Consider the following 22,941-nt stretch of genomic DNA (forward strand, 5'->3'; position numbering starts at 1 on the left):
GACGACACGCTTAAACCCCCAACTTAAAGTAAAGAATGTTTAAGCCAGCATCTGCTACCACCAGATAAATAATGGCTGTAACCACTGCATTCGTCGTGGCCTGCCCCACAGCGGCGGAAGAACGACCGCAGGCCAGACCTGCACGACACCCGGCCATCGCAATCAGCAAGGCAAAAACGACACTTTTGATCACCCCGGTCAAAATGTCCGTATAGGTAATGGCTTCTCTCAGTTGATGCAGATACATCAGCCAGGTGACGTCCATACTGGTGGCGACCAAACCACCGCCCACCATCCCCAGCACATTACTGTAGAGCGTCAATAATGGCATCATCAATAACAATGCCAGCGTTCTTGGCAGCACCAGATAATCCATGGGTTTTATGCCCAGCGTGGTCAAGGCATCAATTTCTTCATTAACCTGCATGGTTCCGAGCTGCGCAGCATAGGCGGCACCGGTCCGGCCAGACATAATAATGGCCGTCATCAATGCCCCCATTTCCCGAACCATACCAACGCCCACTAAATCGGACACATAGATTTCAGCACCGAACTGCCGCAACTGAACCACCCCGAGATAGGCGAGAATCATGCCGACAAGAACACTCTGCAGAGAAACAATAGGAATGGCTGAGGGACCCGCTTGATGACAAAAACTGACAATATCCAGCCAGCGGGCAGAACCCTTTCCTGCAATCCAGCGAACCATGGTCAATGCAAGCTCACCAAGAAAGGCGAGAAAGTTGATAACACCATCACCCACATGGGTTATCCATTGGGAAGCAGTGCCTGCAAGAGAACGTTTTCTTTTTGGCTGGGCTTTGTTCGCAGGGACAGCGTTCGCCAGCCTGAAAAGATCACCGACATCATCAGGCAGACCCGACAAATCAAAGCGACACTGGGTGTTAGCCTGACAGGCCATTAGGTACGCCAACAGCCTGGAATCCCAACAGAAATGATCACCCGCTTTAAACAACAATGTACCAGACTGCCCATGGGTACGTTTTGAGGGAAGCTCATCCTGACCCGGAATATCCGCCCCTATCGTCCATGAGCCATTCAACGTGACCACAATCTCAGTGTCAGACAGCTGTTTAATGGTCAGTGTCGCCTGATTCATTTTTATTGGGACCTGTAATAATCAGCTGAACAGTTCAGAAATGTTTCTGGTAATCTCATCAACATCCTGAATGGTGGTGGGAACAACAAGAATCGTATCATCTCCGGCAACACAACCCATAATCCCACCCTTGGTGCCAATGGAATCCAGCAACCGTGCAATCATCTGGGCAGCACCAGGGCTGGTTTTGATCACAATCATCGTTTCGTTGTGGGCAATATCTTCAACGAGGTCTTTAACGGCAATACTGGAATCCAGTTTGCCCATTTCCGGAGGCAGGCAGTAAACCAGATCATTGAGCGCATTACGGGCACGAACCGCCCCAAAGCGGCTCAACATTCGTGAGACTTTCGACTGACTGATATTTTCAAAGCCCTGCTCCTGCAGGACGGAAACAATCTGCCCCTGGGAGCCACATCGTTCTTCTTTCAACAACTGGCGAAAAGCCAGAATCAGGGCATCCTGTTTTGGATGATTCATATCAGCGACACAACCTGTGTAATGTTCATCAATAATAATGACTGACGGCTCTATTGTGAATATTATTTACCAGCCGAAATGAATAGTTATTCATTTTTTTCTTGATTTTATCCATCTCAATCGATAACAATTCAGCCATAAATTCAGCGTTTAAGTAGATTCCGGCAATGGGCATCGCAGTACAGAGCCTGAACAAGTCCTTTGGGAACCATCGGGTACTAAAAGACATCAGCTTCAGCATTCATAAAAGTGAAACCACCGTATTACTTGGCTCCAGCGGCGCGGGTAAAAGCACCTTGCTGCGCATGCTGAACCTCTTGGAAACACCGGATGATGGCACTCTCAACGTAGCCAATATGGAATTTTCCTTCCACCGGGGCAGTGCATCTCACTCAAGTAAAACGCTTTCTCATAAAGCTGTCCAACTAAGACGCAAAGTAGGGATGGTCTTTCAGCAATACCACCTTTGGCCACATATGACCGTGTTGGACAATCTTATCGAAGCCCCAATCCAGCAGGGCATGTCAAAAACCGATGCGCTGGAAAAAGCCAATGCCCTGCTGCAACGGATGGGACTCCCTGATAAAGCACATGCATGGCCATCATCACTTTCCGGTGGTCAGCAGCAAAGAGTCGCCATTGCCCGAGCCCTGATGCTCTCACCTGAAGTGCTGCTGTTCGATGAACCAACGGCCGCTCTGGATCCTGCCATCACCAACCAGGTAGTCGACATTATTCAGGAGCTGGAAAGCGCCGGAATCACCATGGTGGTGGTCACTCACGAGGTAGACTTCGCTCGAAAAATCGCTAATCGCGTAGTCTATATGGAAAACGGTGAAATTGTCGAGAACGGCTCCGCAGAGCGATTCACCGCGCCTCAAACCCCAGCTTTCAAACGCTATTTACAACACTGAACCACAAAACACATATACCCAAAGGATTTCATGTTGCTACGCGGCGGCAATCGAGTGAAGCCAACAAAGTAGCAACTTGAAAGGCGACGGGTATAACCAGAAAATGCTGCCAAAAGCTGTAATAAGGAAAGCCACCATGAGAAAAACGACTATCGCCGTATTATTAACCTGCACTACCTTCACCGGAGTGACCTTTTCAAAATTTGCGGTAGCTCAGGATACGATTCGCTTTGGTATGGAAGCCACCTACCCTCCTTTTGAGTTCATCAATGAAAACAATGAGCTTGATGGGTTTGATGTAGAACTGGCCAATGCCATTTGCACAGAACTGAAGGCTAACTGTGAGTTCAACAACCAACCGTTTGATAGCTTAATTCCAGGCCTGAAATTTCGTCGGTTTGATGCGGTGATCTCCGGTATGGATATCACACCGACAAGACTGGAGCAGGTGTCATTTAGCCAGCCTTATTATGAAAACTCCGCCATTTTCGTTGCAAGCAGCAAACAGCCGTTGACCAATCAAGCCGACCTCCACAATAAAACCATCGGCGTACAAAATGGCAGCACCCACCAAAGTTACCTGATCGATAAGCTGGAACAAGATGGTGTGAAAATCCGTCCATACGACAGTTATCAGAATGCACTGTTAGATATGACCAACGGGCGTATCGATGCCGTCTTTGCTGACACCGCGGTGGCTCGCGAGTGGCTGGCACAGCAAACACAAGGCGCATTTAAAACGGTCGGTACAGAAGTTAAAGACGCCGACTACTTCGGAATGGGGATGGGTATTGCTACACGCAAAGACGATCCTTTGATGGAGAAGCTCAACAAAACGCTGACTGAAGTAAAAGCCAATGGTATTTACCAACAGCTCCACGCCAAATATTTTAATTCGGCAAAATAAACATCTGAATCTTGCTCCCATTCCAGAGGGTGTCACAAAAGGCAGCGAGCGCAGCCCTTTTGCGACAGCCTCTCTAATGGGAGCACATTACCTGATATTGTGAGGTCCCTGTGAGCCTGTCCGCTCTCTTTGTCGAAGCAACCCTGATGACGCTAGGGCTGGCACTGTCATCTCTAGGAGCCTGTCGGACTTACCACTGACCTACTGCGAAAAAGCCGGATTTGGCCATTTTTTATGCTCCTTTTCGTTGAATAGCTCGCTATTCGCCTCAAATGAGAATAAAAACTGACTCAAACCGGACTTTTTCTCGCTACGGTCGGCTAAGTCCGACAGGCTCCCAGCTCTGGGTATACTGATGGCCATTCTGTTTGCCCTGGCGGAGTTAAGCCGTTTCAAACCGCTGGCACTGGCCACCAGCACGCTGATCGCTTTGCTCCGAGGTCTACCAGAAATATTGGTGGTCTTTTTCGTCTATTTTGGATCAACCCACGCCATATTCTTACTGACCGACGAGTTTGTAGAAATCAGTCCATTTCTCGCCGGTACTATGGCCTTGTCGTGCATCTATTCGGCTTATGCTTCCCAGACACTTCGGGGAGCGCTCCTTACAGTGCCCAAAGGGCAGCTTGAAGCAGCGATCGCATTGGGCATGAGCAAACCCCATACATTTTTCAAAATCACTCTACCCCAAACCTGGCGCTATGCATTGCCCGGCCTTGGCAACCAATGGCTGGTGTTATTGAAAGATACAGCACTGGTTGCGCTCATTGGTGTTAATGAGCTTTTACTGCAAGCAAAAATGACTGCCGCCAGCACTTATGAGCCATTTACCTGGTATGCCACTGCCGCATTGATCTATCTGGGGATTACACTGGTCAGTCAAGCCGCTCTGAAAAAAATGCAGGCTCGATCCAACAGACACCTGACGTCCAACACCTCGAACACATTTTCTCAACACCCTGTTATGACGCAGGAGGTTACACCATGAATTGGGACTATTTGCCAGAGCTACTGAAAGGTCTGGGCACCACTCTGGAATTGACCGTGGTCAGCCTGTTAACAGGTTTGGTCTTGGCTATCCTGTTCACCATTGTTCTTTCCCTGAAAGTTCGGGTTCTGGACAGGCTGGTTAAATTGCAGATTCTGCTGTTCACCGGCACACCACTGCTGATTCAGATCTTTTTAATCTACTACGGCCCTGCCCAGTTCGAGACCATCAAAAACAGCGTTCTGTGGCCTTTGCTCAGCCAACCCTGGTTCTGTGCCATGCTGGCATTGGCACTCAACTCCGCCGCCTATTCCACTCAATTGTTTAAAGGCGCGATTGATGCGGTGCCGCGCAGCGACTGGGAAGCCTGTCAGGCACTTGGAATGACTGAGCGACAAGCGTTGATTAAGGTTATACTTCCCCACGCCGCCCGTCGTGCATTACCGGCTTACGGCAATGAAATCATTCTGGTAATGAAAGGTTCTTCTCTGGCCAGTACCATTACTCTGATGGATCTTATGGGCTATGCGGCAAGACTGAACACCCAAACGTACGACACCCTGACTGTATTCACCATGACAGGCCTGATCTATCTGGCCATGACGGGTGTGCTGACCTTACTGATTCGCTTTATGGAACATAAAGCACTGGCTTTCAGCCGTTGAACGAGAATTTTCTGTGCTCATTAATGATTTGAACTTTGAAGAGTCCCTGTCACCCTCTATTTCCAGGCACTCGATCAACAACCTCTCGATTCTGAAGATTCAGAGCTCGCTCTGTGAAGCGGCTATCTCTTTGCATGGAGGTCATCTCCTGCAATTTAAGCCTGCTGGAGAAAAAGACATTATCTGGCTGAGCGACAAAGCCATATATTCTCCAGAGAAAGCGATTCGGGGTGGTATCCCGGTATGTTGGCCATGGTTTGGTACCATTGGCTCACCATCCCACGGCTTTGCACGAATAAGCCCCTGGCAACTCATGAATTGGCAGGAAAACGAAGAGGCCATTGTTATAAAACTTGGTTTATCCGCATCAGAACAAACCAAAGCGATATGGCCCCATGAATTCAGTGCCACACTGACGTTTAGGCTCTCTGCATCATTAAAAACCACACTGGCAGTGACGAATACCGGAGCAACACCATGGCGCTGGAGCGGTGCTCTGCACAGCTATTTCCAGATTGCAGAAGCCACAGAGACCTCCATAACCGGCGCTGGAAAGGACTATATCGACAGTCTGCAAAGCGGTAACAAGTGCGAAAGCACAGGTGACTTATTGATCAATCAATCCATTGATCGGGTTTATACCGCTCCGGATGACAGCATTGTTATCCATGACAAGGGGAATCAGCGAAGATTATCCATTCGCAATACTGGCTCTAATGCCGCTGTTATTTGGAACCCGTGGGATGAGATCAGTAAAGGCATGGCGGATATGAACGACGACGGATACAAGACAATGGTGTGCGTTGAATCCACAAACTTTGCTGATAACCTTGAATCCGGCACATTGCTGTCACCTGAAGAAACTCATCAACTGACCACTGAGATCAGCATTCTGCCGCAGTAAACGGTTTCAGCTGTTGCGTCCCACAGGCAGAAAGAATCATTTCAACCGCACTTTTGGACATGGCATCGATCGCTCCTTTATCCAGATAGATGCCATCGTTCAATAAACGACTCATTCCGTGCAATGTGCTCCAGCTGACCTGGGCAATACGAAGGCAGTCAAGGTGGCTGGCAACCTGACCTTTATCTTGCCACTGCCGGATTAAATCCACAAAATTTTGAAAGCACCGAAACGAAGCAATTTTCAAAGCCTCGGTAGGCTCACCATTTTTCCATATTGTGCGCCCAAACATCAGGTCATATTGCTCTTGATGCTCCCGGGAAAAATCCAGATAGGCCTGAACAAACGTATTAAGCCATAGACTCATATCACCTGTCTGTTCAGACATCAGCAAAGAGAAATGCACGTCCCATTCTTTAAAACCCTGCTCTGCTATGGCGCACAGCAGCGCATTTTTATCTTTGAAATGGTGATATGCCGCTGTTCTGGACACCCCTGCACGCTCAGCAAGGTTACGCATGGATAACCCTTCAACACCAACAGTAGCAATGACACAGGTAGCCTCACGCACCAAACTCTGCCTCAGGTTTCCATGGTGATAGTTCTTTTTATCCATAATTCAGGGCTCACACATCTCGATAGGCTGGATTGTTACAAATCTATTATTCAGATAGCAATGCCGAATAACCTAAATAAGAATAATTCTCTACAAATAACAGGGCGAGTACACGCTTGCAACTTATAATGAGTTATCCAAACTCAGTTGCGTTTAAGTCATGCCCTTGCCTGATCTAAATCTGTTAAGAGTGTTTGATGTTGTCTATACAACTGGTGCCGTAAACTTAGCCGCTGAGCGGCTAGATATGACAGCACCGGCCGTCAGCCAGGCAATAACCCGGCTTTCCAAACAGATAGGCCAGCCATTATTTGTACGTCAGGGGCGAGGTATTGCTCCCACTGCGACGGCAACCTCTCTTCGCCAGGAAATCACGCCTCACCTTGGCATTATTGAGCAAAGCATTACCACAAAACATCAGTTCGACCCTGAAACCAGCCAGCGTACTTTTTTCATTGGCAGCGATCAGAACTACGATCTGCTCTACATTCAACACAGCTACGAACAAATTAAACGGGAAGCGCCCAATGTCACCTGCGAATGGGTGCCCGGGCTTCATTTAGAAGAAGAAAGGCACGATGCCCTGCGCCTCAGAAGTGTTGATCTCATCATAACATCCTATCCTCTTGACTCTCCTGGCTTTCATCATCGTCTGGTCACCTCTGAAAATGTGGTGGCCGTCTGCGCCCGACATCACCCAAGAATTCAGCAGCTTTCGGACTTTCACCATTTTTTCAAGGAGCCTCATACGGCACTAAACAGTTTCCGGCAGAATAATTTCTTCGTTGAATCTCTCTCAACGCAACCACTACCCGCCCGGGATATCGTTTATCGAAATGACTCAATGCTTAATCTGATGGTCATGGCCGCAGCCACTGACTGGCTTTGTATGTGTGCAGAAAAACTGGCTTTGCAATATGCCGATGCCTTACACCTTCATCGCTTTGATCTTCCCTTTGATGCTCAAAAGCTTCCGGTATACCTGAGTTGGCATAGCGCCCGGGAAAACGACCATGGCCTTCAATGGTTAATCCAAAAAATCACATCCGGCATCACTACCATGCCCGAGCCTCTGGATTAAGCACTGCTTAATCCACGCTGTCAGTCAGCTGCAATGATCCCCTTCGATAGATTCATTACAGTACCCCTGTCTTTAGCACCCAGGCATCAAAGCCTACCATCTTTCAAATAGACAGAGGCTCTTTATGAAGCGTTCTATTCTTTCAACCATTATTGCCAGCTTGATCGCAGCCAGTCCTGTTCATGCCATCATGAGCAGCTCAGCAACTGACTATGAAGTAAAATCAGCAACCGCCATCACCACGACAGTAAATGCTGACGTCAAAAAAAGCCTGCCATTCTCAGATACTTCAGATTTTGTTGATGCTAATCGTGGTTTTATAGCTGACCTCGCAAGCGGAGAAATTCTCGGCAGCAATGGAAAACCTGTTTACTCCATGAGCAGCTTTAACTTTCTTGAAGGACAAGCACCCGATACGACGAATCCAAGCCTGTGGCGTCAAAGTATTCTGAACGCCACCAGCGGACTGTTTGAAGTTACCGAAGGTATTTACCAGGTTCGTGCCTGGGATCTGGCCAACATCAGCTTTATCCGAGGTGATTCCGGCTGGATTATTGTTGATCCATTGTTGTCTACTGAAACCGCCAGCGCTGCACTGGAATTAGTTCGGGAGAAAGTAGAAGACTTGCCGGTATCCGCAGTGATTCTTACCCACAGTCATGGAGATCATTTTGGTGGCGTAAGAGGGGTAATTTCCGAAGAAGACATTGATTCTGGAAAAGTGCCTGTAATTGCACCGGATCATTTCTTTGAAGAGTCGGTCAATGAAAACCTGATGGCCGGTAACCAGATGAGCCGTCGAGCCAGTTATATGTATGGCAACCTGTTGGAAAAGAGTCCAACCGGGACATTGGGTTCTGGCCTGGGTACCACCACCTCCTCTGGAGAATTCACCATTGTTAAACCGACCATAGAGATCGGTCATACACCTACCCACCTTAATATCGATGGCGTCGAAATGGAATTCATGTACACCCCGGGTGCCGAAGCGCCCGCCGAGTTGATGTTCTACCTGCCTGAATTCAATGCGTTGATGCAGGCGGAAGAGATCAACAAAACCATGCACAACCTCTACACTCTGCGAGGCGCACAAGTTCGAAGCGGGCTGGACTGGTCTAAATACATTCAACAGACCATTGAGAACTACGGCGACGAGGTGGAAATATCTTTTGGCAGCCATCACTGGCCAACATGGGGGAATGAACGCATTGTGGATTACTGGGAAGGGCAGCGTGATACCTACCGTTACATCCACGATGAAACACTACGCCTCGCCAACCACGGCATGACTATGCTGGAAGTTGCCGAGAGCGTAAAACTACCAGAAAGCCTGTCGTCTGGTTTTGCCAACCGGGGTTATTACGGCTCGGTCAGTCATAATGCCAAGGCTCAATATCAGCTTTACTACGGCTGGTTCTCTGGAAACCCTGCCGAGCTGAATGAACTGCCACCTGTGGAAGAAGGTCAGAAGTTTATCGAATACATGGGCGGTTCCGACAATATACTCGAAAAAGCCCGGGCTGATTTTATTGATGGTGAATACCGCTGGGTGGCCACCGCACTGAACCATGTCGTCTTTGCAGAACCCGATAATCAAGAGGCCAAAAACCTGCTGGCAGATACATTGGAACAGATGGGTTACCAGGCAGAAAGTGGCCCATGGCGGAACTTTTACCTGTCTGGCGCCAAAGAGCTTCGACAAGGTGTGATGGCTGCTGCTACACCAAACACAAGTTCCCCGGATATAGTGAAGAACCTGAATTTAGAAACCTATCTGGATTATCTCGGTGTACGACTCAACCACCCAAAAGCCGCAGGTAAAGAGTTGTCGTTTAATGTCGTGATGCCCGATATTAATCAGCGGTTCACTCTAAACGTTGAGAACGGTGTGCTCAACTACACCATGAATAAACAAATGGATAACCCTCAGGCAACCATTCAGCTGGATAGATCTGTTCTGGATGCCATCAACCTTCAGCAAACCAAAGTGAGCGATGCCATTGATGCAGGCGATGTTCAAGTCCTTGGAGATAAAGACAAAGTGAATCAGTTCATTGCTCTGCTGGATGTGTTTCCTTTCTGGTTCAACATCGTTACGCCCTGACCATCCCTTCATCCATCAATCTAGCAGCTACTTAACCTGCCCTATCAGGTTGAGTAGCTGACTTTACGTTAAAAACCTAAAAGGACTGCTGCATGTCCCTTATGAATAAACTGTCGTCGATCATATTTTCTGTAACCACCGCACTCATCACTGTGCCGGTTATAGCTGATGAGGTACAGGATATGTCCGACCCTTTGGCTGTATATACGCAGGCTGGGGCTGGCATCACCAATGACGGCCTGAACCTCAAATTTGGCAATACTTACGACACCGGTAATCCAGACACCATGGCCATGAATATCATCGAGATCAAAGGCTTCGGTGGAGAGACTCTGGGGCTGGATGGTAATGACTCTATCAACTCAGCCCGTTTTCGCAACTTCACGCTGGATACCACCAACGGGCGCGGAGCCCAGATTGATGCAAACTGGGATTTCAACAACAATACCGGAAGCATGTCGTACAGTTTTATTCAGGCATTACCAGCAATCGGCTCAGTGCAATTCTATCCACTGGCCGGCGTCGGCTTAACACTAACCGATAGCGCGGAGATTCGTGGTCAGGAGAATGAAATAGGCAGCATAGGATACGCAATTCCATCCAGCTTTATGGTTATTGGCACCTACAGCAAGGTAACTGTGACAGATAATATCTGGCTGAATTACAATCCAATGCTTATCAACACCTTTAACAACAATGACTTCATGTCCGACATGATGGATGGCGTCCATCATGAAATCGCCGCCAGTTACCAACTCAACCCCAGACAGAATGTGCGGTTGTTCGGTAACTATGCAGATACTGAAATGAATGATGACTGGGACTGGCGAGTAGAGTTTAACCAGCAGTTTTAAATCTCTGTTTGAATCACTAGTTTTCATCATATCAGGCGCAGTAAACTGCGCCTGACTTCTTTTGTTCAACACCTTATGATGTTATCCAAAGGAGATTGAAAATAATCTTGACACTGTCAAAATGACTCTTTATCTTGACATCGTCCAGATGAGTTAAGCGAAACAAAAATAAACGGCTTATGCCGAATAACTAAGCGGTTAAACGTCAGATCTGATCCTATGAACTACACCACACTTCGAGTTGAACGTGAGGGTCCTGTCACGCAGGTTATCCTCAACCGTCCAGACAAACGCAATGCCATGAACCGAGAGTTCTGGCTGGAATTCCCCAAAGCCATCCGAGCGATAGACGAAGAAGGTAGCACCCGGGTGATTGTCATTTCCGGCGAAGGCAAGATGTTTTCAGCCGGCATGGATCTCACTGTCTTTATGTCGCCTAATCAAAAAATGATTTCCGGTGACCTGGGTCGTAAAAGTGAGAATCTTCGTCGTACCGTGCTTCAGCTTCAGGAATGCTTTAACGTTCTGGAAGAAGTTCGCATGCCAGTGCTGGCGGCGGTTCATGGTGGTTGTATTGGTGGCGCTATCAATCTTGTCAGTGCCTGTGACTGCCGTTATGCCACCGAAGACGCCTATTTCTCGATTAAAGAAACGGAACTGGGTATGACGGCCGACCTCGGTGTTTTGCAGCGCCTTGGCAAGCTAATGCCGGAAGGTCTTGTTCGAGAACTGGCCTACACCGCTCGTAAACTACCTGCCGATGAAGCCTTAAGAACCGGATTGGTGAATGCGGTCTTTGCGGATCAGGAAAGTCTGATGGCTCATGTTATGGGTATTGCACGACAGATTTCCAGCAATTCACCACTGGCCGTGATGGGCAGCAAAGAAGTGATCAACTTTTCCAGAGATCATAGTGTTTCCGATTCTTTGAGATACATGGCAGCCTGGCAGAGTGGTATGTTCCAGCCCGGTGAAATGATGGTGGGTTTTCAGGCCAAGATGCAGAAATCAGAACCCGAATATCAGGATCTCTGGCCAGTTGAAGAGCCCTTCTCTTAAAGAAAGCCGTCACAGAATAATAATTTGCGAATCACGTTTTAACGTAATGGGGAAAATACAATGACAACTCAATACCCACACCTTCTGGAGCCACTAGATCTTGGCTTCACTACTCTGAAGAACCGCGTTCTGATGGGTTCCATGCACACCAGCCTGGAAGAACAACCTAACGGCTTTACACGACTGGCGAAGTTTTATGCCGAACGGGCTGCCGGTGGTGTTGGCCTGATCGTCACTGGCGGTATCGCACCGAATATGGAAAGCGGCGGCATGCCCGGCGCAGCCCTGATGAAAACCATGGAAGATGTGGAACATCATCGGGAAGTGACCGATGCTGTGCATAAAGAAGGCGGCAAAATCTGTATGCAGATTCTGCACACCGGTCGTTATGCTTATCATCCAATGAGCATTGCGCCCAGTGCCATTCAAGCACCGATCAACCCTTTCAAACCAAAAGAACTGTCGGCAGAGGAAGTTGAAGGACAGATAGACGACTTTGTTAACTGCACGGCACTGGCTAAAGAAGCCGGTTACGACGGTGTTGAAATCATGGGTTCTGAAGGTTACTTCATTAACCAGTTCATCGTTAAGCGCACCAACCACCGTGAAGATGAGTGGGGCGGCGAATATGAACAGCGTATCCGCCTGGCCGTTGAAGTGGTTCGCAGAACCCGTGAGCGCGTTGGCAAAGAGTTTATTATTATCTATCGCCTTTCCATGCTGGATCTGGTTGACGGTGGCAGTACGTGGGATGAAATCGTTCAGCTGGGTAAAGAGATCGAAAAAGCCGGCGCCACCATCATCAATACCGGCATCGGCTGGCACGAAGCTCGCGTACCTACCATTGCCACTATTGTGCCTCGCGCCGCCTTCACTTGGGTGACTGCACGAATCCGTAAAGAGCTAAATGTTCCAGTGGTTACTTCTAACCGAATCAATATGCCGGAAACCGCCGAGGAAGTTTTGGCCCGAGGTGATGCGGATATGGTGTCCATGGCTCGCCCATTACTGGCCGACGCCGACTGGGTGAACAAAGCCGCCGACAATAAGTCGGATGAAATCAACACCTGTATTGGTTGTAATCAGGCTTGCCTTGATCACGTATTTGAGTTGAAAGCCATCAGCTGCCTGGTCAACCCAAGAGCTTGTCACGAAACAGAATTGAATTACCTGCCAACGGACAAGCCTAAAAAGCTAGCGGTTGTTGGTGCTGGCCCAGCTGGTCTCGCTTTTGCGACCACTGCCGCTTACCGTGGTCATAAGGTGACATTGTTTGATGCGGCTGATCAGATTGGCGGGCAGTTTAACATCGCCAAAAAAGTGCCCGGCAAAGAAGAGTTTGAAGAAACGATTCGTTACTTTAAACGTCAGATTGAGTTAACCGGCGTTGAACTGAAACTGAACCAGCGCGTATCCGCTCAGGATTTGGATAACAGCGATTTCGATGAAGTGATTGTCGCCACGGGTATCGCGCCAAGAAAGCTGGATATTGAAGGCTTTGATAACGCCAAAGTGCTGAACTATCTGGACGTCTTTAAAGGCGCACCCGTTGGTGAGAAAGTTGCCGTTATCGGTGCTGGCGGAATCGGTTTCGACCTTTGTGAGCTGATCACTCAGGAAGGCCCATCCACCAGCCTGGACATCCCGGCCTTTATGAAAGAATGGGGCGTGGATATGGAAATGGAAAACCGTGGTGGCCTGCTGCCAGAGTCCGGACATCACAAGACAGAGAAAGAAGTCTTTCTGCTGCAGCGTAAACGCAGTAAGCCGGGCTCCAAGCTCGGTAAAACCACTGGCTGGATTCACCGTTCTTCTCTGGCTAACCGTGGTGTGAAGATGATTCCATCCTGTGAGTATCACAAAATTGATGATCAAGGGCTGCACTTATCCATTGCTGGCGCGCCGGAGTTGCTGGAAGTGGATACCGTGGTGATCTGTGCCGGTCAGGAGCCTATGCGCGAACTGGCGGATAACATTCAGAGCAAAACGGTTCATCTGATTGGTGGCGCTGACGTTGCGGCTGAACTGGATGCCAAGCGGGCTATTAATCAAGGTTGCCGATTGGCTGCTGAGATTTAATGAGCTGAGTTGAACTGATCTGAGTAGCTTCCCGATAGAAAATTCTATCGGGAAGTTTTCTTTCTTAATGGGATTGTTTGTCAGTCCATTGAAAACAACCGATAAATCAATGGAACTTTTTAACAACCTGAAAGTCATTGTTCTGTATTGAGCTTGAGTTACTTTTACAGGTTACCCCATGAGTTTCCGCATTCCATTTATTCTTATTGCATTTTTCCTACCCTCATTCGCTATGGGTTTCGAAGACTATAACTACTCATTTATTAATGCAGGGCTTGGGTACAATCAACAAAGCCAGGGAGTGGAATCTATTGATGGAACCGCCTGGTACATCAATGCAGCCTATCGACTCTCATCGTCGCCCTTTATTCTTAATGCCGGCTACGCCTACTCACAGGTGGATAGAGGTGAACTTGCTGACAACACTGCCATCAAAAGCAACGCCTATTTTGCCGGTTTCAGCTTACTTCTCCAGCCAACTGAGCGCTTTCACATACTGCCTGCATTATCCAGCGGCTCACTGATCAACCGCCTGATTGAAGACACCAATGAAGCGAAAGAAAGAACCACCGTGTACAGTGGCTCTATTTCTGCACGCTACCATCTGGAAAGAGGGCTGTGGCTGTATTCCGGCTACATTCATCAAGAGTATGAAGAGAAAACTGACGCTCAAACCAACTTCTTTACTGCCGGTGCCGAGTATCAAGTTGATAAAAGCTGGGGGCTTGGCCTGGGTTATAAAGGCAACTCAGACCAGTATTCGACGCATTTATTCGTTAAGTGGTTTTTATAGATTCTTATGCCAACAGAGCTTAGGGAGCTGGAAGAGAAGATTATACCATCGTCATCTCCGCGAAGGCGGAGATCCACCGTCGTGATGGATTCCCGCCTTCGAGGTTGTCGCAAAAGCTCTGGCTCCCATGCTGTGCGTGGGAACCCATATTTCTAACTCATTGAAATTCAAGGGTATGCATTCCCACGCGAAGCATGGGAACGAGGTTTCTGGAGTTTTGCGAGACACCCTCTTGCGCGAGAATGACGTGTGCTGGTATTTTCTTAAATACCACTTGCCTTATGACGCCTTCTTGCGAGCACTTGTCGCTCGTTTACGACCTTTTCGTTTGAACGATTGTTTGGTGGGCGCTGCGATTCCTGCCACGGTTGGAAGCCCATCCGTCATGGTTTTTGTTAACAAGGCTCGCAGCTCATAATCAAGGTTTCCCATAAACTGTGCATAGCTGCCTTTTCGTTCAACAATGCTGTTCAATGCAGATTCCCAACGGGCCGTCATATCCGGAGTCGTAATGGCTTCCGGTAGCGCCTTGATCAACGCCCTTCCCGTAGCAGACGCATGAATGTTCCGCCCACGCCTTTCCAGAAACTGTCGCTTAAACAACAGTTCAATAATATTGGCTCGCGTGGCTTCTGTACCTAACCCATCGGTGTCTCTGAGCACCTTACGAATATCTTTGTCCTGAACATATCGTGCAATGCCCGTCATTGCAGAAAGCAATGAAGCATCATTGAATGGCTTGGGTGGTTGAGTCTGTTTTTCTTTCAGCTCAGCGTCTTTGCAATTAAGAACATCGCCTTTTTTAAGCTCTGGCAAAAACGCTTGTTCTTCTGCGTCTGCCCCTGAGTTTTTATCGCTTTTACCGGTCTGGATCAGTTGCTTCCAACCTTCTTCCACGGTCTGGCGACTGGTGGCGCGGAACAATCCTTTTTCTATTTCAACATCAACGGTTCTTTTTCTGAAACGATGATCCGGGTAGAACTGTGCGACATATTGTCGTGCAATCAATTGATAGAGCTTTCGATCCATCTCCGGCAAACGTTCAAGATCCATTCTTAACGCGGTAGGAATAATGGCGTGGTGAGCGCCTACTTTCTTATCATTCCACGCCGATGTTTTTCGATCTGGCAGCGCCTGATCAACCGCCTTACTTAATGAAAAGGCATTATGTCGAACCGCCGCCAATACCTCTGGCGCTTGCTGCAGATGTTCTTCTGGAAGATAACGACAGTCCGAGCGCGGGTAGGTCACCAGCTTTTGCTCATAAAGACGCTGACAACTATCCAGTACTTTTTTGGCGTCCATTTTTAGTTGCTTAGCGGCATCAATCTGCAACGCGGATAAAGAATAGGGTAATGGTGGGGTTTCTTTCCCTTGCTTATCATCGACTCGCTGCACCGTTCCGGGCTTTCCGATGACACGATCTACAACATTTTGCGCCAGTCGCCGGTCGAGCACCCTGCCCTCTTCATCCATCCAGGGCTGACAAGAGTCACTGGGAATCCACTTGGCTTTGAAGGTTTCCCCTTGGTCAGTGACCAGCATTGCCAGCACTTCAAAAAACGGCTTAGGTTGAAAGTGTTCTATTTCTTCATCCCGACGAGCCACCAACCCAAGAATCGGGGTTTGTACCCGTCCAATAGAAAGCAGACCGTTATAACCCACTTTACGACCCAACAACGTGCAACCACGGGTAAGGTTTATGCCATAAAGCCAGTCGGCACGGGAACGGGCAAGGGCTGAAACCGCCAGAGGAACGTAATCTTGATTAGAAGCCATACGCCCAAGCGCCTGAGAGACTGCTGAAGGATTCAGATCACTGATCAATAAACGACGGACTTCTTTTTTTCGGGCAGGTGACATTTTCAGGTAATCAAGCACTTCATCCACCAGCAGCTGACCTTCACGGTCCGGGTCTCCAGCGTTTACCACAATGTCTGCACGTTTGAGCAACTTTCCAATGACCGACAACTGGGTTCGTACACCTTTTCTTGGACGAAGTTTCCACTGAACAGGCACTATGGGTAAGTGCTCAAGCTTCCAGGTTTTATAAACCGGGTCGTAAGCCTCTGGCTCTTCCTGCTCTAACAGATGACCGATACACCACGTCACCACATCGCCCGATGCGGATTCGATATAGCCCTCATGCCTTTTCAAAGGCTTTTTCAGCACATCAGCAATGGCTCGCCCCAGACTGGGCTTTTCAGCAATAAACAAGCGCATTCAGGATCAGTCCAATCACACCATTTCAAAACACTGTTTTTTTATACAGCATTATTGAAGAATTAGCGAGCTACACATGACCTTAATTCTGTCATAGAGAAAGATAGAGCTGACCATTCCGGTTCTTCCAGAACTTCTGTTTCTTTGCTGCCGGGTTATCCGAATCAGAATGCTGAGTACTCATATCACGTTTGGGGTTAACCGGTTCTGGTAAGGGTACCGTTTCAATGTGAACAGTTTCTTTTTTAACGGCTTCATTTACAGGCATTTCCACAACATTATCCCGAATGATCTTTGAGGCTGACTCTTCAACTGCCCAACTGAATTCTGGAATTGAATACACTGTATCAATATCAGTTTCAGAATTATCGAGTCTTATTAATTCTTCAACCTCAGCTGGAACTGGCAAGAGTTCAACATCCGCAGTCTCTCCCCCACATAACCGCTCCCGCGCATCCCTTTCACTTTCCAATGTGTGAAAAATCTCATAAGGCGCCTGGCACACGGAGGTTGATAGCCGTGGAATCAAATACGTTTCCATTACCTCTTCAGGAATTTCCGGGCGAGCCAACTCAAGGGTTTCAATTGTTAACCCGGTGCTCTTGTCAATTTGTGCCTGCTCAAGCCTTTCTTTCAGCCGCTGTTTGAACAGAGGAAACTCAGTCAAAAAGAGGGCCTCGATGGTCATCTGCCGACAAAGATGACGCACTCCCTGAATAACCGGTTCAACCACCAGTGACTCTTCATACTTAGCGCCATAATTTGTCACCACTGGCAATACAGATTCAGGTGTAATTTGATGCTTAACCATGAGTTCAGGAATCGAAAGACTAAACCCTTCCACCGTCACACAAGGGACACGCTGAAGAAGCCTTACCACGGGCTCAATACTGATGGAAAAACCCTCGTCTCTTGGCCATGCGCTGTAGGTTCCTGGTTGATATACCTCACCGTAAAAAACACCCTGATTTCTGAAAACTCCAACACTGCCTTCTGGCACCGTATAGCGATAAGGCAAAAAACCACCCTGCGCACAATGGCTAAAAACGAACAACGCCACAAAGAAAATCTGTACCAGACACACACGCCGACTCATCACACAGCATCCTTATTTGATTAAAATTATTCGTGATGAATAGTTATAGACTACACTGGCAATGGCCTGTTTATGGAATGTTAAAAGGGTAAATTAATGATGCTTAAACTTTCTGGCCTTGCCGTTACGGTTATTGTACTGTCCATCAATGCACATGCTGCAACGAAACAAAAAGCAGATCCCTCCTCCGGAAAACCCGCCAAACCCATATCAAGCTGGACCTGTGAAGACTTCATCTCGCTACAAGAAAACTACCAACCTTATGCCATTGCCTGGGCAACAGCTTACAGCAAAGCCGGCAAACCAGAGGGAACAAACTTTGATACCGAAGGCATGGAGACCATCCGGCCAACATTACTTCAGTTCTGTAACCGAAACCCTAAAGCTTCATTCTGGGATAAAGTAAAAGCGGAAACCAAAAAGGTCTTTTGAGCACCGCTTTCATCTTCTTAAGTCCCTCTTGCCACAACATCTTTATACTCAACCAACTGCAGCCGAAAGATATGGTAATCTCTTATCTATCAACTCTTTTGGCTGCCAACTATGGATACCATTGATTACCGCTCAAAATTAACCTGCGATCGCCCTCAACCCCGGACGCACGACCAGCCAAGAGATCTGATTACAGAAACGGAAAGTAACCGTGGTCGTATTATCCAATCCGCTGCACTCCGAAGACTTCAGCAGAAAACTCAAGTCTATCCGTTGGAAACCAATGCTTCCGTCCGAAGTCGCTTAACTCATTCTCTGGAAGTACAACAAACCGCACGCTACCTTTCAAAAACCATTCTTGACCAATTGAAACACAGCGGAAAATTAGCAAACTATGGATTGGCGGGTATCGAAACGGCATTTACCAATCTTGTTGAGATGTCCTGCCTGTTACACGATGTGGGCAACCCACCTTTTGGGCACTTTGGTGAAGTGGCCTTCAGTCGCTGGGTTCAGGAGCATGGTCAAGCTTGCCATCACAAAGCCATCGCCAGACAAACGATGATCCAGCAGGGTAAGCCAGATTCTCACGACCAAAATGGGCACTCGGCCTTATTTACCCATATTCTTTTCCCAGACCTCTGTGTGTTTGAAGGCAATGCGCAAGGGTTACGCATCATACACAGCCTGCAATCTCTGAATCTCACCTGGTCACAACTGGCAGCGACCATCAAATACACTCGAGCACCTTACCAGGATGCACAAACAGGATTTCACTATCGCCAGAAGAAACCCGGATTTTATTATTCCGAACAGAGTTTAATTGAGGATATTTGTCAGCACCTTAAAATAGAAAAACACTGTCGTTTTCCATTGGTTTACATCATGGAAGCGGCGGATGATATTTCGTACTGCATTGCTGATCTTGAAGATGCGATGGACAAAGGAATTCTCACCCTGAGAGGCCTTAGCTATTGGTTGAACGAAGTTTGGCAGGAACACTCCGCCACCAGCGACTATCTGCCCAAGCTGATCAAGTCCGCAGAAACCTTTGCCAGTAATAACCCACAGGATTTTATTCGACATCTGCGATCTCACCTGGTGAGAGATCTGGTTAGTTATGCCGCCAATCGGTATCTGGATCAACACGAGGCGGTTTTCAATGGCACATTAGATGAGCCTTTAATTGATGGCGGCTCTGATCAGCATCTGGCTCTGAAAACGCTGAAGGCCGTTGCCATACGTCATGTGTTCAGCAGTCAGGAAAAAGAAACACCAGAATTAAGAGGCCATGCTGCTCTGCGGGGATTATTGGACATCTATCGTCCAATTCTGGAGTTACCCAGAGACGACTTTGCCAAACTTGGTCAGTTGGATGATAGCGAGCATTTTATTGAATACCGCCTGAACCATCGCCTGTCCCGAAAATACAAAGCGGCTTACCTGCGTGCCATCCAGCAGGTGGAACAAGAAAACCACTCACCAGCAGAAGCCAATGATCTCGAATGGTATTTCCGCACCCGATTGATCCTGGATTATATTTCAGGCATGACGGATCATTTTTTGTTGACGGAGTATCAGACGCTGTCGGCCATTTAGTCGAAATTGCTGGTTAACGGGAATTTAAACCAACTGCTTTTCTTTTTATCCACACCCTGCATTTTCTCCAACCATAATGCGCCTTCACTTTCAAAGTGCTTTTTGGAGGCGCTGTAACCCATATCATAAATAGATTTCAGCTGATCTGGCTTCACCATAAATGCACTGCAATCTTCAATGCCTTCTGGCGCCAAAGAAATTTCTGGTAGGCTTATATTTGAAAATTGTCTGGCAGAGCTGAAAATCTGAAAAACGCGATCCAGCACATCAAAGGTGTTTTCAAAGTGCTCGCTGGGTCTTGACACAATAGGTGACAGATACATGCCAATATGATGACGGCACTGGTCGTTAATCAGATCAGCAGGGTAATTATTAATGATGCCGCCGTCGGCATACACAGTGTTATTCCAAGTTAGCGGTGTAAACATTCCAGGGTAGGCGGAAGAGGCCGCCAGAGCGTTAATCAATGGCCCACTGTTAAACACCACCTGCTGCGCCCGATTCAGATCCGTGGCCACCACGTGGAGTGGTTTTTTCAGCGCTTCAAAGCGATCTTCCCGAAAATAGGGTGCTAAGTTTTTTGCCGCTTTTTCCGAATCAATTAATCCAAGGGAGTTAAACGACAGATTCCGCAGGCTGAACATTTTAGTGGAAATAAAAAACTCTAGTATCTCATCCGGCTCATAGCCAGCACAGTACAAAGCACCCACCATAGCGCCACCACTGGTGCCTGCGACGATATCCGGTGCAATACCCTGCTCTTTAAGGTATTGCAAAAGACCGATCTGTGCCATGCACTTGGCACCACCGCCAGAAAGCGTTAGTCCAAGCCGGTAAGGTTTTGTTTTGAATAACTCAGTCGAAAACATAGTCAGTCCTGAAACCCTTGAATCCTATCGTTTGCCTCATAGGTTATAAATCGATCTGCCAACTATTATGTCACGTTCGATGTTCTACACTACACTTATTCAAAAAAAAGACAGGGAGGATACAATGACAGACCTATCCATTATCGACCCGCTCCCCCTCCACGACACACTGCTGCCGAAGTTTATTTATGGCACTGCCTGGAAAGAAGCGGCCACCAAAGACCTTACTCTAAAGGCCTTGGAAAATGGCTTTACCGCTATCGACACAGCCAACCAGAGAAAGCATTACTTCGAACAAGGCGTGGGTGAAGCACTGCAGCATTTTTACCACAGCAGCGGCACTAGCCGGGATCAACTTTTCCTTCAGAGCAAGTTTACTTACAAAGAAGGTCAGGATGAGCGGCTACCCTATGACGTTAGCGCCAGTTACACGACTCAGGTCGAACAGTCTTTCCTGTCGTCACTGGAACATTTGGGTACCGATTATCTGGACGCTTATTTGCTCCACGGTCCATCACAGCGGGAAGGGTTGAGCGAGCGGGATTTTGAAGTATGGGAAGCCATGGAGAGTTTCTATCGATCCGGGCACATCAAGCTGCTAGGCGTTAGCAATATGTCCCACGACCAGCTTGAATACCTGCAGACACGAGCCTCCATTAAACCGATGCTGGTGCAAAATCGGTGTTTTGCCCATTCTGGCTGGGATACCCACGTACGTGAACTTTGCCTGCGCCACGGTATTCATTATCAGGGGTTTTCACTTCTAACCGCCAATACCGCAGTTTTTAAGCAACCTGACTTTCTAGCGATTATGCAACGAACTGGGTTAACTGCACCGCAGATCATTTTTCAGTTTGCTCTGAAAGTAGGCATGGTGGTGTTAACCGGTACGTCTAATGAAAAACATATGCAAGAGGATCTTCATTGTATGAAGATCCCATTGATGGATGAGGAAATCATCACTATTGAACAATTAATGATGACAAAATAACAGACAAAAAAAAGCCGACGATGACGTCGGCTAATCAAAAATGGTCGGGGTAGAGAGATTCGAACTCCCGACATCCTGCTCCCAAAGCAGGCGCGCTACCAGACTGCGCTATACCCCGTAAGAGTGTCCCGGACAACATGTCGGCTGTACAACTTGATCAGCCTCCATACCGGAACACAACATACTTTACTCGCTTACCGATTGATCCATTAGTCGCATCTTCCGAAGATTAATTTCGGCAAATACTCAGATCCGCTTACGGCTAACTAAAAAAGCTCGCGTTACAGGCGAGCCTTTAAAATCTGGTCGGGGTAGAGAGATTCGAACTCCCGACATCCTGCTCCCAAAGCAGGCGCGCTACCAGACTGCGCTATACCCCGTTGATCACTGATTCATCGCTGAGCCAGTGGTCGGCAATTATGCGGATTTTCTGGTCGGCGTCAACACTAATTAAGCAAAACCGATAATTTTTCCTGAGACATGAACAAAACATCCTTCCGTGTCATGTCACTCACCGATGGAATTCGTGAGATATCCACATGGTGAAGATGGAGATAAGGATGACTCTGACGAAACTCCCTTAAATCCCCACGAGTCACAATCGGGCAAAACTTTTGCCCGAATTTGGTTTGGAACTGACGGGCAATCTGCTGAAACCCACTTTTAGCCGGCAGTAGAATTCGACGTTTCTGACTGTCACGTACCGAAATGTAAAACCCCTCTTTGCCAACACATTCTCCAGGTATCAGAAATATACCCGTCTGTTTGGCCGCAGAGAGATCAAGCTGCTGAATAGTCCAGAGATGTTCTGAGAAATCAGGCATGACCACCAGTTTCTCCCTCTGAGACGTTCCCCAGTACACACTGTACCTTCCGTATAAACTCTGAGCTCCCGGCGAATAAACGCACAATGCAGAGCTGAGTGAATCAAAAAAGTCTGCCGCCTTTTTTTGCTGGCTGAATCTGGAAAGACTCCAGATCACTGTTTTTTGATGGTCAATTGTGCTCATAATTTTTTGTGAACTTCATCACATAATCATATTAAAACGGATCATAACAGCAAAAAAACTAACGTCCTAATCCAAATGGACCAGTCCGCTGTAATTTTTTCAAGATTATGAAAGCTGTTCATCATTTATTCAGACAACATGCATAAATACTGCGCTC

The 22,941-nt window shown here is 47.8% G+C and carries 21 protein-coding genes and 2 tRNA genes; 14 read left to right on the forward strand and 9 right to left on the reverse strand.

What is annotated here, in order from left to right:
* Positions 1–10: 10 nt before the first annotated feature.
* Positions 11–1,120 (reverse strand): MlaE family ABC transporter permease, encoded by a 1,110-nt coding sequence (locus tag AKL11_RS18575; protein WP_067520265.1) that lies wholly within the window; start codon positions 1,118–1,120, stop codon positions 11–13.
* A gap of 21 nt (positions 1,121–1,141) precedes the next feature.
* Complete coding sequence (gene argR, locus AKL11_RS18580) at positions 1,142–1,600, reverse strand: transcriptional regulator ArgR (RefSeq protein ID WP_067520267.1); 459 nt, start codon at positions 1,598–1,600, stop codon at positions 1,142–1,144.
* A gap of 167 nt (positions 1,601–1,767) precedes the next feature.
* Between argR and AKL11_RS18585 the strand changes: the two genes are divergently transcribed.
* From AKL11_RS18585 to AKL11_RS18605, 5 genes are all read left to right on the forward strand, one after another.
* On the forward strand, positions 1,768–2,514 hold the full coding sequence (locus AKL11_RS18585) for an ATP-binding cassette domain-containing protein (RefSeq protein ID WP_067520269.1): 747 nt from the start codon (positions 1,768–1,770) through the stop codon (positions 2,512–2,514).
* Between the two features lie 136 nt (positions 2,515–2,650).
* Complete coding sequence (locus tag AKL11_RS18590; RefSeq protein ID WP_067520271.1) at positions 2,651–3,421, forward strand: transporter substrate-binding domain-containing protein; 771 nt, start codon at positions 2,651–2,653, stop codon at positions 3,419–3,421.
* A gap of 343 nt (positions 3,422–3,764) precedes the next feature.
* Entirely contained in the window at positions 3,765–4,409 is a 645-nt protein-coding gene (locus tag AKL11_RS18595) for an ABC transporter permease subunit (RefSeq protein WP_301335671.1), read from the forward strand.
* On the forward strand, positions 4,406–5,074 hold the full coding sequence (artM, locus tag AKL11_RS18600; protein ID WP_067520275.1) for an arginine ABC transporter permease ArtM: 669 nt from the start codon (positions 4,406–4,408) through the stop codon (positions 5,072–5,074). Before AKL11_RS18595 ends, artM begins: the two co-directional genes overlap by 4 nt.
* A gap of 13 nt (positions 5,075–5,087) precedes the next feature.
* Entirely contained in the window at positions 5,088–5,978 is an 891-nt protein-coding gene (locus tag AKL11_RS18605) for a D-hexose-6-phosphate mutarotase (RefSeq protein WP_067520277.1), read from the forward strand.
* Here the strand turns inward: AKL11_RS18605 and AKL11_RS18610 are convergent.
* Complete coding sequence (locus tag AKL11_RS18610; RefSeq protein WP_067520280.1) at positions 5,959–6,594, reverse strand: TetR/AcrR family transcriptional regulator; 636 nt, start codon at positions 6,592–6,594, stop codon at positions 5,959–5,961. The genes AKL11_RS18605 and AKL11_RS18610 overlap by 20 nt on opposite strands.
* 166 nt (positions 6,595–6,760) lie before the next feature.
* Between AKL11_RS18610 and AKL11_RS18615 the strand changes: the two genes are divergently transcribed.
* The 6 genes from AKL11_RS18615 (at position 6,761) to AKL11_RS18640 (ending at position 14,564) form a co-directional block, all read left to right on the forward strand.
* Entirely contained in the window at positions 6,761–7,675 is a 915-nt protein-coding gene (locus AKL11_RS18615) for a LysR family transcriptional regulator (RefSeq protein ID WP_172807329.1), read from the forward strand.
* Positions 7,676–7,799: 124 nt separating this feature from the next.
* Complete coding sequence (locus AKL11_RS18620) at positions 7,800–9,779, forward strand: alkyl/aryl-sulfatase (protein WP_067520284.1); 1,980 nt, start codon at positions 7,800–7,802, stop codon at positions 9,777–9,779.
* A gap of 92 nt (positions 9,780–9,871) precedes the next feature.
* A complete protein-coding gene (locus AKL11_RS18625) occupies positions 9,872–10,633 on the forward strand; it encodes a hypothetical protein (protein ID WP_095210516.1) in 762 nt (253 codons plus the stop codon).
* 219 nt (positions 10,634–10,852) lie between these two features.
* Positions 10,853–11,692 (forward strand): crotonase/enoyl-CoA hydratase family protein, encoded by an 840-nt coding sequence (locus AKL11_RS18630; RefSeq protein ID WP_067520286.1) that lies wholly within the window; start codon positions 10,853–10,855, stop codon positions 11,690–11,692.
* A gap of 60 nt (positions 11,693–11,752) precedes the next feature.
* The gene (locus tag AKL11_RS18635; protein WP_067520288.1) at positions 11,753–13,771 is read left to right on the forward strand and encodes an NADPH-dependent 2,4-dienoyl-CoA reductase; all 2,019 of its coding nucleotides are present in this window, start codon (positions 11,753–11,755) and stop codon (positions 13,769–13,771) included.
* A gap of 178 nt (positions 13,772–13,949) precedes the next feature.
* Positions 13,950–14,564 carry a hypothetical protein gene (locus AKL11_RS18640; protein ID WP_067520290.1) on the forward strand — a complete coding sequence of 205 codons (615 nt, stop codon included), beginning with the start codon at positions 13,950–13,952 and terminating at the stop codon, positions 14,562–14,564.
* 279 nt (positions 14,565–14,843) lie between these two features.
* Here the strand turns inward: AKL11_RS18640 and AKL11_RS18645 are convergent, their stop codons facing one another.
* Together AKL11_RS18645 and AKL11_RS18650 are read right to left on the reverse strand one after the other, a co-directional pair.
* Entirely contained in the window at positions 14,844–16,787 is a 1,944-nt protein-coding gene (locus tag AKL11_RS18645) for a DNA topoisomerase III (RefSeq protein ID WP_067520292.1), read from the reverse strand.
* Between the two features lie 91 nt (positions 16,788–16,878).
* Positions 16,879–17,883 (reverse strand): SPFH domain-containing protein, encoded by a 1,005-nt coding sequence (locus tag AKL11_RS18650; RefSeq protein WP_067520294.1) that lies wholly within the window; start codon positions 17,881–17,883, stop codon positions 16,879–16,881.
* A gap of 96 nt (positions 17,884–17,979) precedes the next feature.
* On the opposite strand from AKL11_RS18650, the gene hdeA reads away from it, so the two are divergent.
* Together hdeA and dgt are read left to right on the forward strand one after the other, a co-directional pair.
* Positions 17,980–18,315, forward strand: coding sequence for an acid-activated periplasmic chaperone HdeA (hdeA, locus tag AKL11_RS18655; RefSeq protein WP_095210517.1), 336 nt, complete (start codon positions 17,980–17,982; stop codon positions 18,313–18,315).
* A gap of 111 nt (positions 18,316–18,426) precedes the next feature.
* Positions 18,427–19,914, forward strand: a complete 1,488-nt coding sequence (gene dgt / locus AKL11_RS18660) for a dGTPase (protein WP_067520296.1) — start codon at positions 18,427–18,429, stop codon at positions 19,912–19,914.
* On the opposite strand, the gene AKL11_RS18665 is transcribed toward dgt, so the two are convergent.
* Positions 19,911–20,783, reverse strand: a complete 873-nt coding sequence (locus AKL11_RS18665; protein WP_067520298.1) for a patatin-like phospholipase family protein — start codon at positions 20,781–20,783, stop codon at positions 19,911–19,913. The two genes, dgt and AKL11_RS18665, sit on opposite strands and share 4 nt — an antisense overlap.
* 124 nt (positions 20,784–20,907) lie before the next feature.
* Between AKL11_RS18665 and AKL11_RS18670 the strand changes: the two genes are divergently transcribed.
* Positions 20,908–21,774, forward strand: a complete 867-nt coding sequence (locus AKL11_RS18670; RefSeq protein WP_067520299.1) for an aldo/keto reductase family protein — start codon at positions 20,908–20,910, stop codon at positions 21,772–21,774.
* 41 nt (positions 21,775–21,815) lie between these two features.
* On the opposite strand, the gene AKL11_RS18675 is transcribed toward AKL11_RS18670, so the two are convergent.
* The 3 genes from AKL11_RS18675 to AKL11_RS18685 form a co-directional block, all read right to left on the reverse strand.
* Positions 21,816–21,892, reverse strand: a tRNA-Pro gene (locus AKL11_RS18675).
* A gap of 185 nt (positions 21,893–22,077) precedes the next feature.
* A tRNA-Pro gene (locus AKL11_RS18680) sits at positions 22,078–22,154 on the reverse strand.
* A gap of 66 nt (positions 22,155–22,220) precedes the next feature.
* The gene (locus AKL11_RS18685; protein ID WP_067520301.1) at positions 22,221–22,784 is read right to left on the reverse strand and encodes a hypothetical protein; all 564 of its coding nucleotides are present in this window, start codon (positions 22,782–22,784) and stop codon (positions 22,221–22,223) included.
* Between the last annotated feature and the right edge of the window lie 157 nt (positions 22,785–22,941).

Origin of the sequence: Endozoicomonas ascidiicola, assembly GCF_001646945.1 — a bacterium.
GTDB lineage: Bacteria > Pseudomonadota > Gammaproteobacteria > Pseudomonadales > Endozoicomonadaceae > Endozoicomonas > Endozoicomonas ascidiicola.

Excerpts from the sequence above, each read along its gene's own strand:
- AKL11_RS18625 (WP_095210516.1), top strand. The coding sequence starts at position 9,872 with ATGTCCCTTATGAATAAACTGTCGTCGATCATATTTTCTGTAACCACC.
- AKL11_RS18620 (WP_067520284.1), top strand. The coding sequence starts at position 7,800 with ATGAAGCGTTCTATTCTTTCAACCATTATTGCCAGCTTGATCGCAGCC.
- AKL11_RS18650 (WP_067520294.1), bottom strand. The coding sequence starts at position 17,883 with ATGAGTCGGCGTGTGTGTCTGGTACAGATTTTCTTTGTGGCGTTGTTC.
- AKL11_RS18665 (WP_067520298.1), bottom strand. The coding sequence starts at position 20,783 with ATGTTTTCGACTGAGTTATTCAAAACAAAACCTTACCGGCTTGGACTA.
- AKL11_RS18685 (WP_067520301.1), bottom strand. The coding sequence starts at position 22,784 with ATGAGCACAATTGACCATCAAAAAACAGTGATCTGGAGTCTTTCCAGA.
- AKL11_RS18645 (WP_067520292.1), bottom strand. The coding sequence starts at position 16,787 with ATGCGCTTGTTTATTGCTGAAAAGCCCAGTCTGGGGCGAGCCATTGCT.
- AKL11_RS18635 (WP_067520288.1), top strand. The coding sequence starts at position 11,753 with ATGACAACTCAATACCCACACCTTCTGGAGCCACTAGATCTTGGCTTC.
- AKL11_RS18590 (WP_067520271.1), top strand. The coding sequence starts at position 2,651 with ATGAGAAAAACGACTATCGCCGTATTATTAACCTGCACTACCTTCACC.
- dgt (WP_067520296.1), top strand. The coding sequence starts at position 18,427 with ATGGATACCATTGATTACCGCTCAAAATTAACCTGCGATCGCCCTCAA.
- AKL11_RS18575 (WP_067520265.1), bottom strand. The coding sequence starts at position 1,120 with ATGAATCAGGCGACACTGACCATTAAACAGCTGTCTGACACTGAGATT.
- AKL11_RS18630 (WP_067520286.1), top strand. The coding sequence starts at position 10,853 with ATGAACTACACCACACTTCGAGTTGAACGTGAGGGTCCTGTCACGCAG.
- AKL11_RS18640 (WP_067520290.1), top strand. The coding sequence starts at position 13,950 with ATGAGTTTCCGCATTCCATTTATTCTTATTGCATTTTTCCTACCCTCA.
- artM (WP_067520275.1), top strand. The coding sequence starts at position 4,406 with ATGAATTGGGACTATTTGCCAGAGCTACTGAAAGGTCTGGGCACCACT.
- AKL11_RS18670 (WP_067520299.1), top strand. The coding sequence starts at position 20,908 with ATGACAGACCTATCCATTATCGACCCGCTCCCCCTCCACGACACACTG.
- hdeA (WP_095210517.1), top strand. The coding sequence starts at position 17,980 with ATGATGCTTAAACTTTCTGGCCTTGCCGTTACGGTTATTGTACTGTCC.
- AKL11_RS18585 (WP_067520269.1), top strand. The coding sequence starts at position 1,768 with ATGGGCATCGCAGTACAGAGCCTGAACAAGTCCTTTGGGAACCATCGG.
- AKL11_RS18610 (WP_067520280.1), bottom strand. The coding sequence starts at position 6,594 with ATGGATAAAAAGAACTATCACCATGGAAACCTGAGGCAGAGTTTGGTG.
- argR (WP_067520267.1), bottom strand. The coding sequence starts at position 1,600 with ATGAATCATCCAAAACAGGATGCCCTGATTCTGGCTTTTCGCCAGTTG.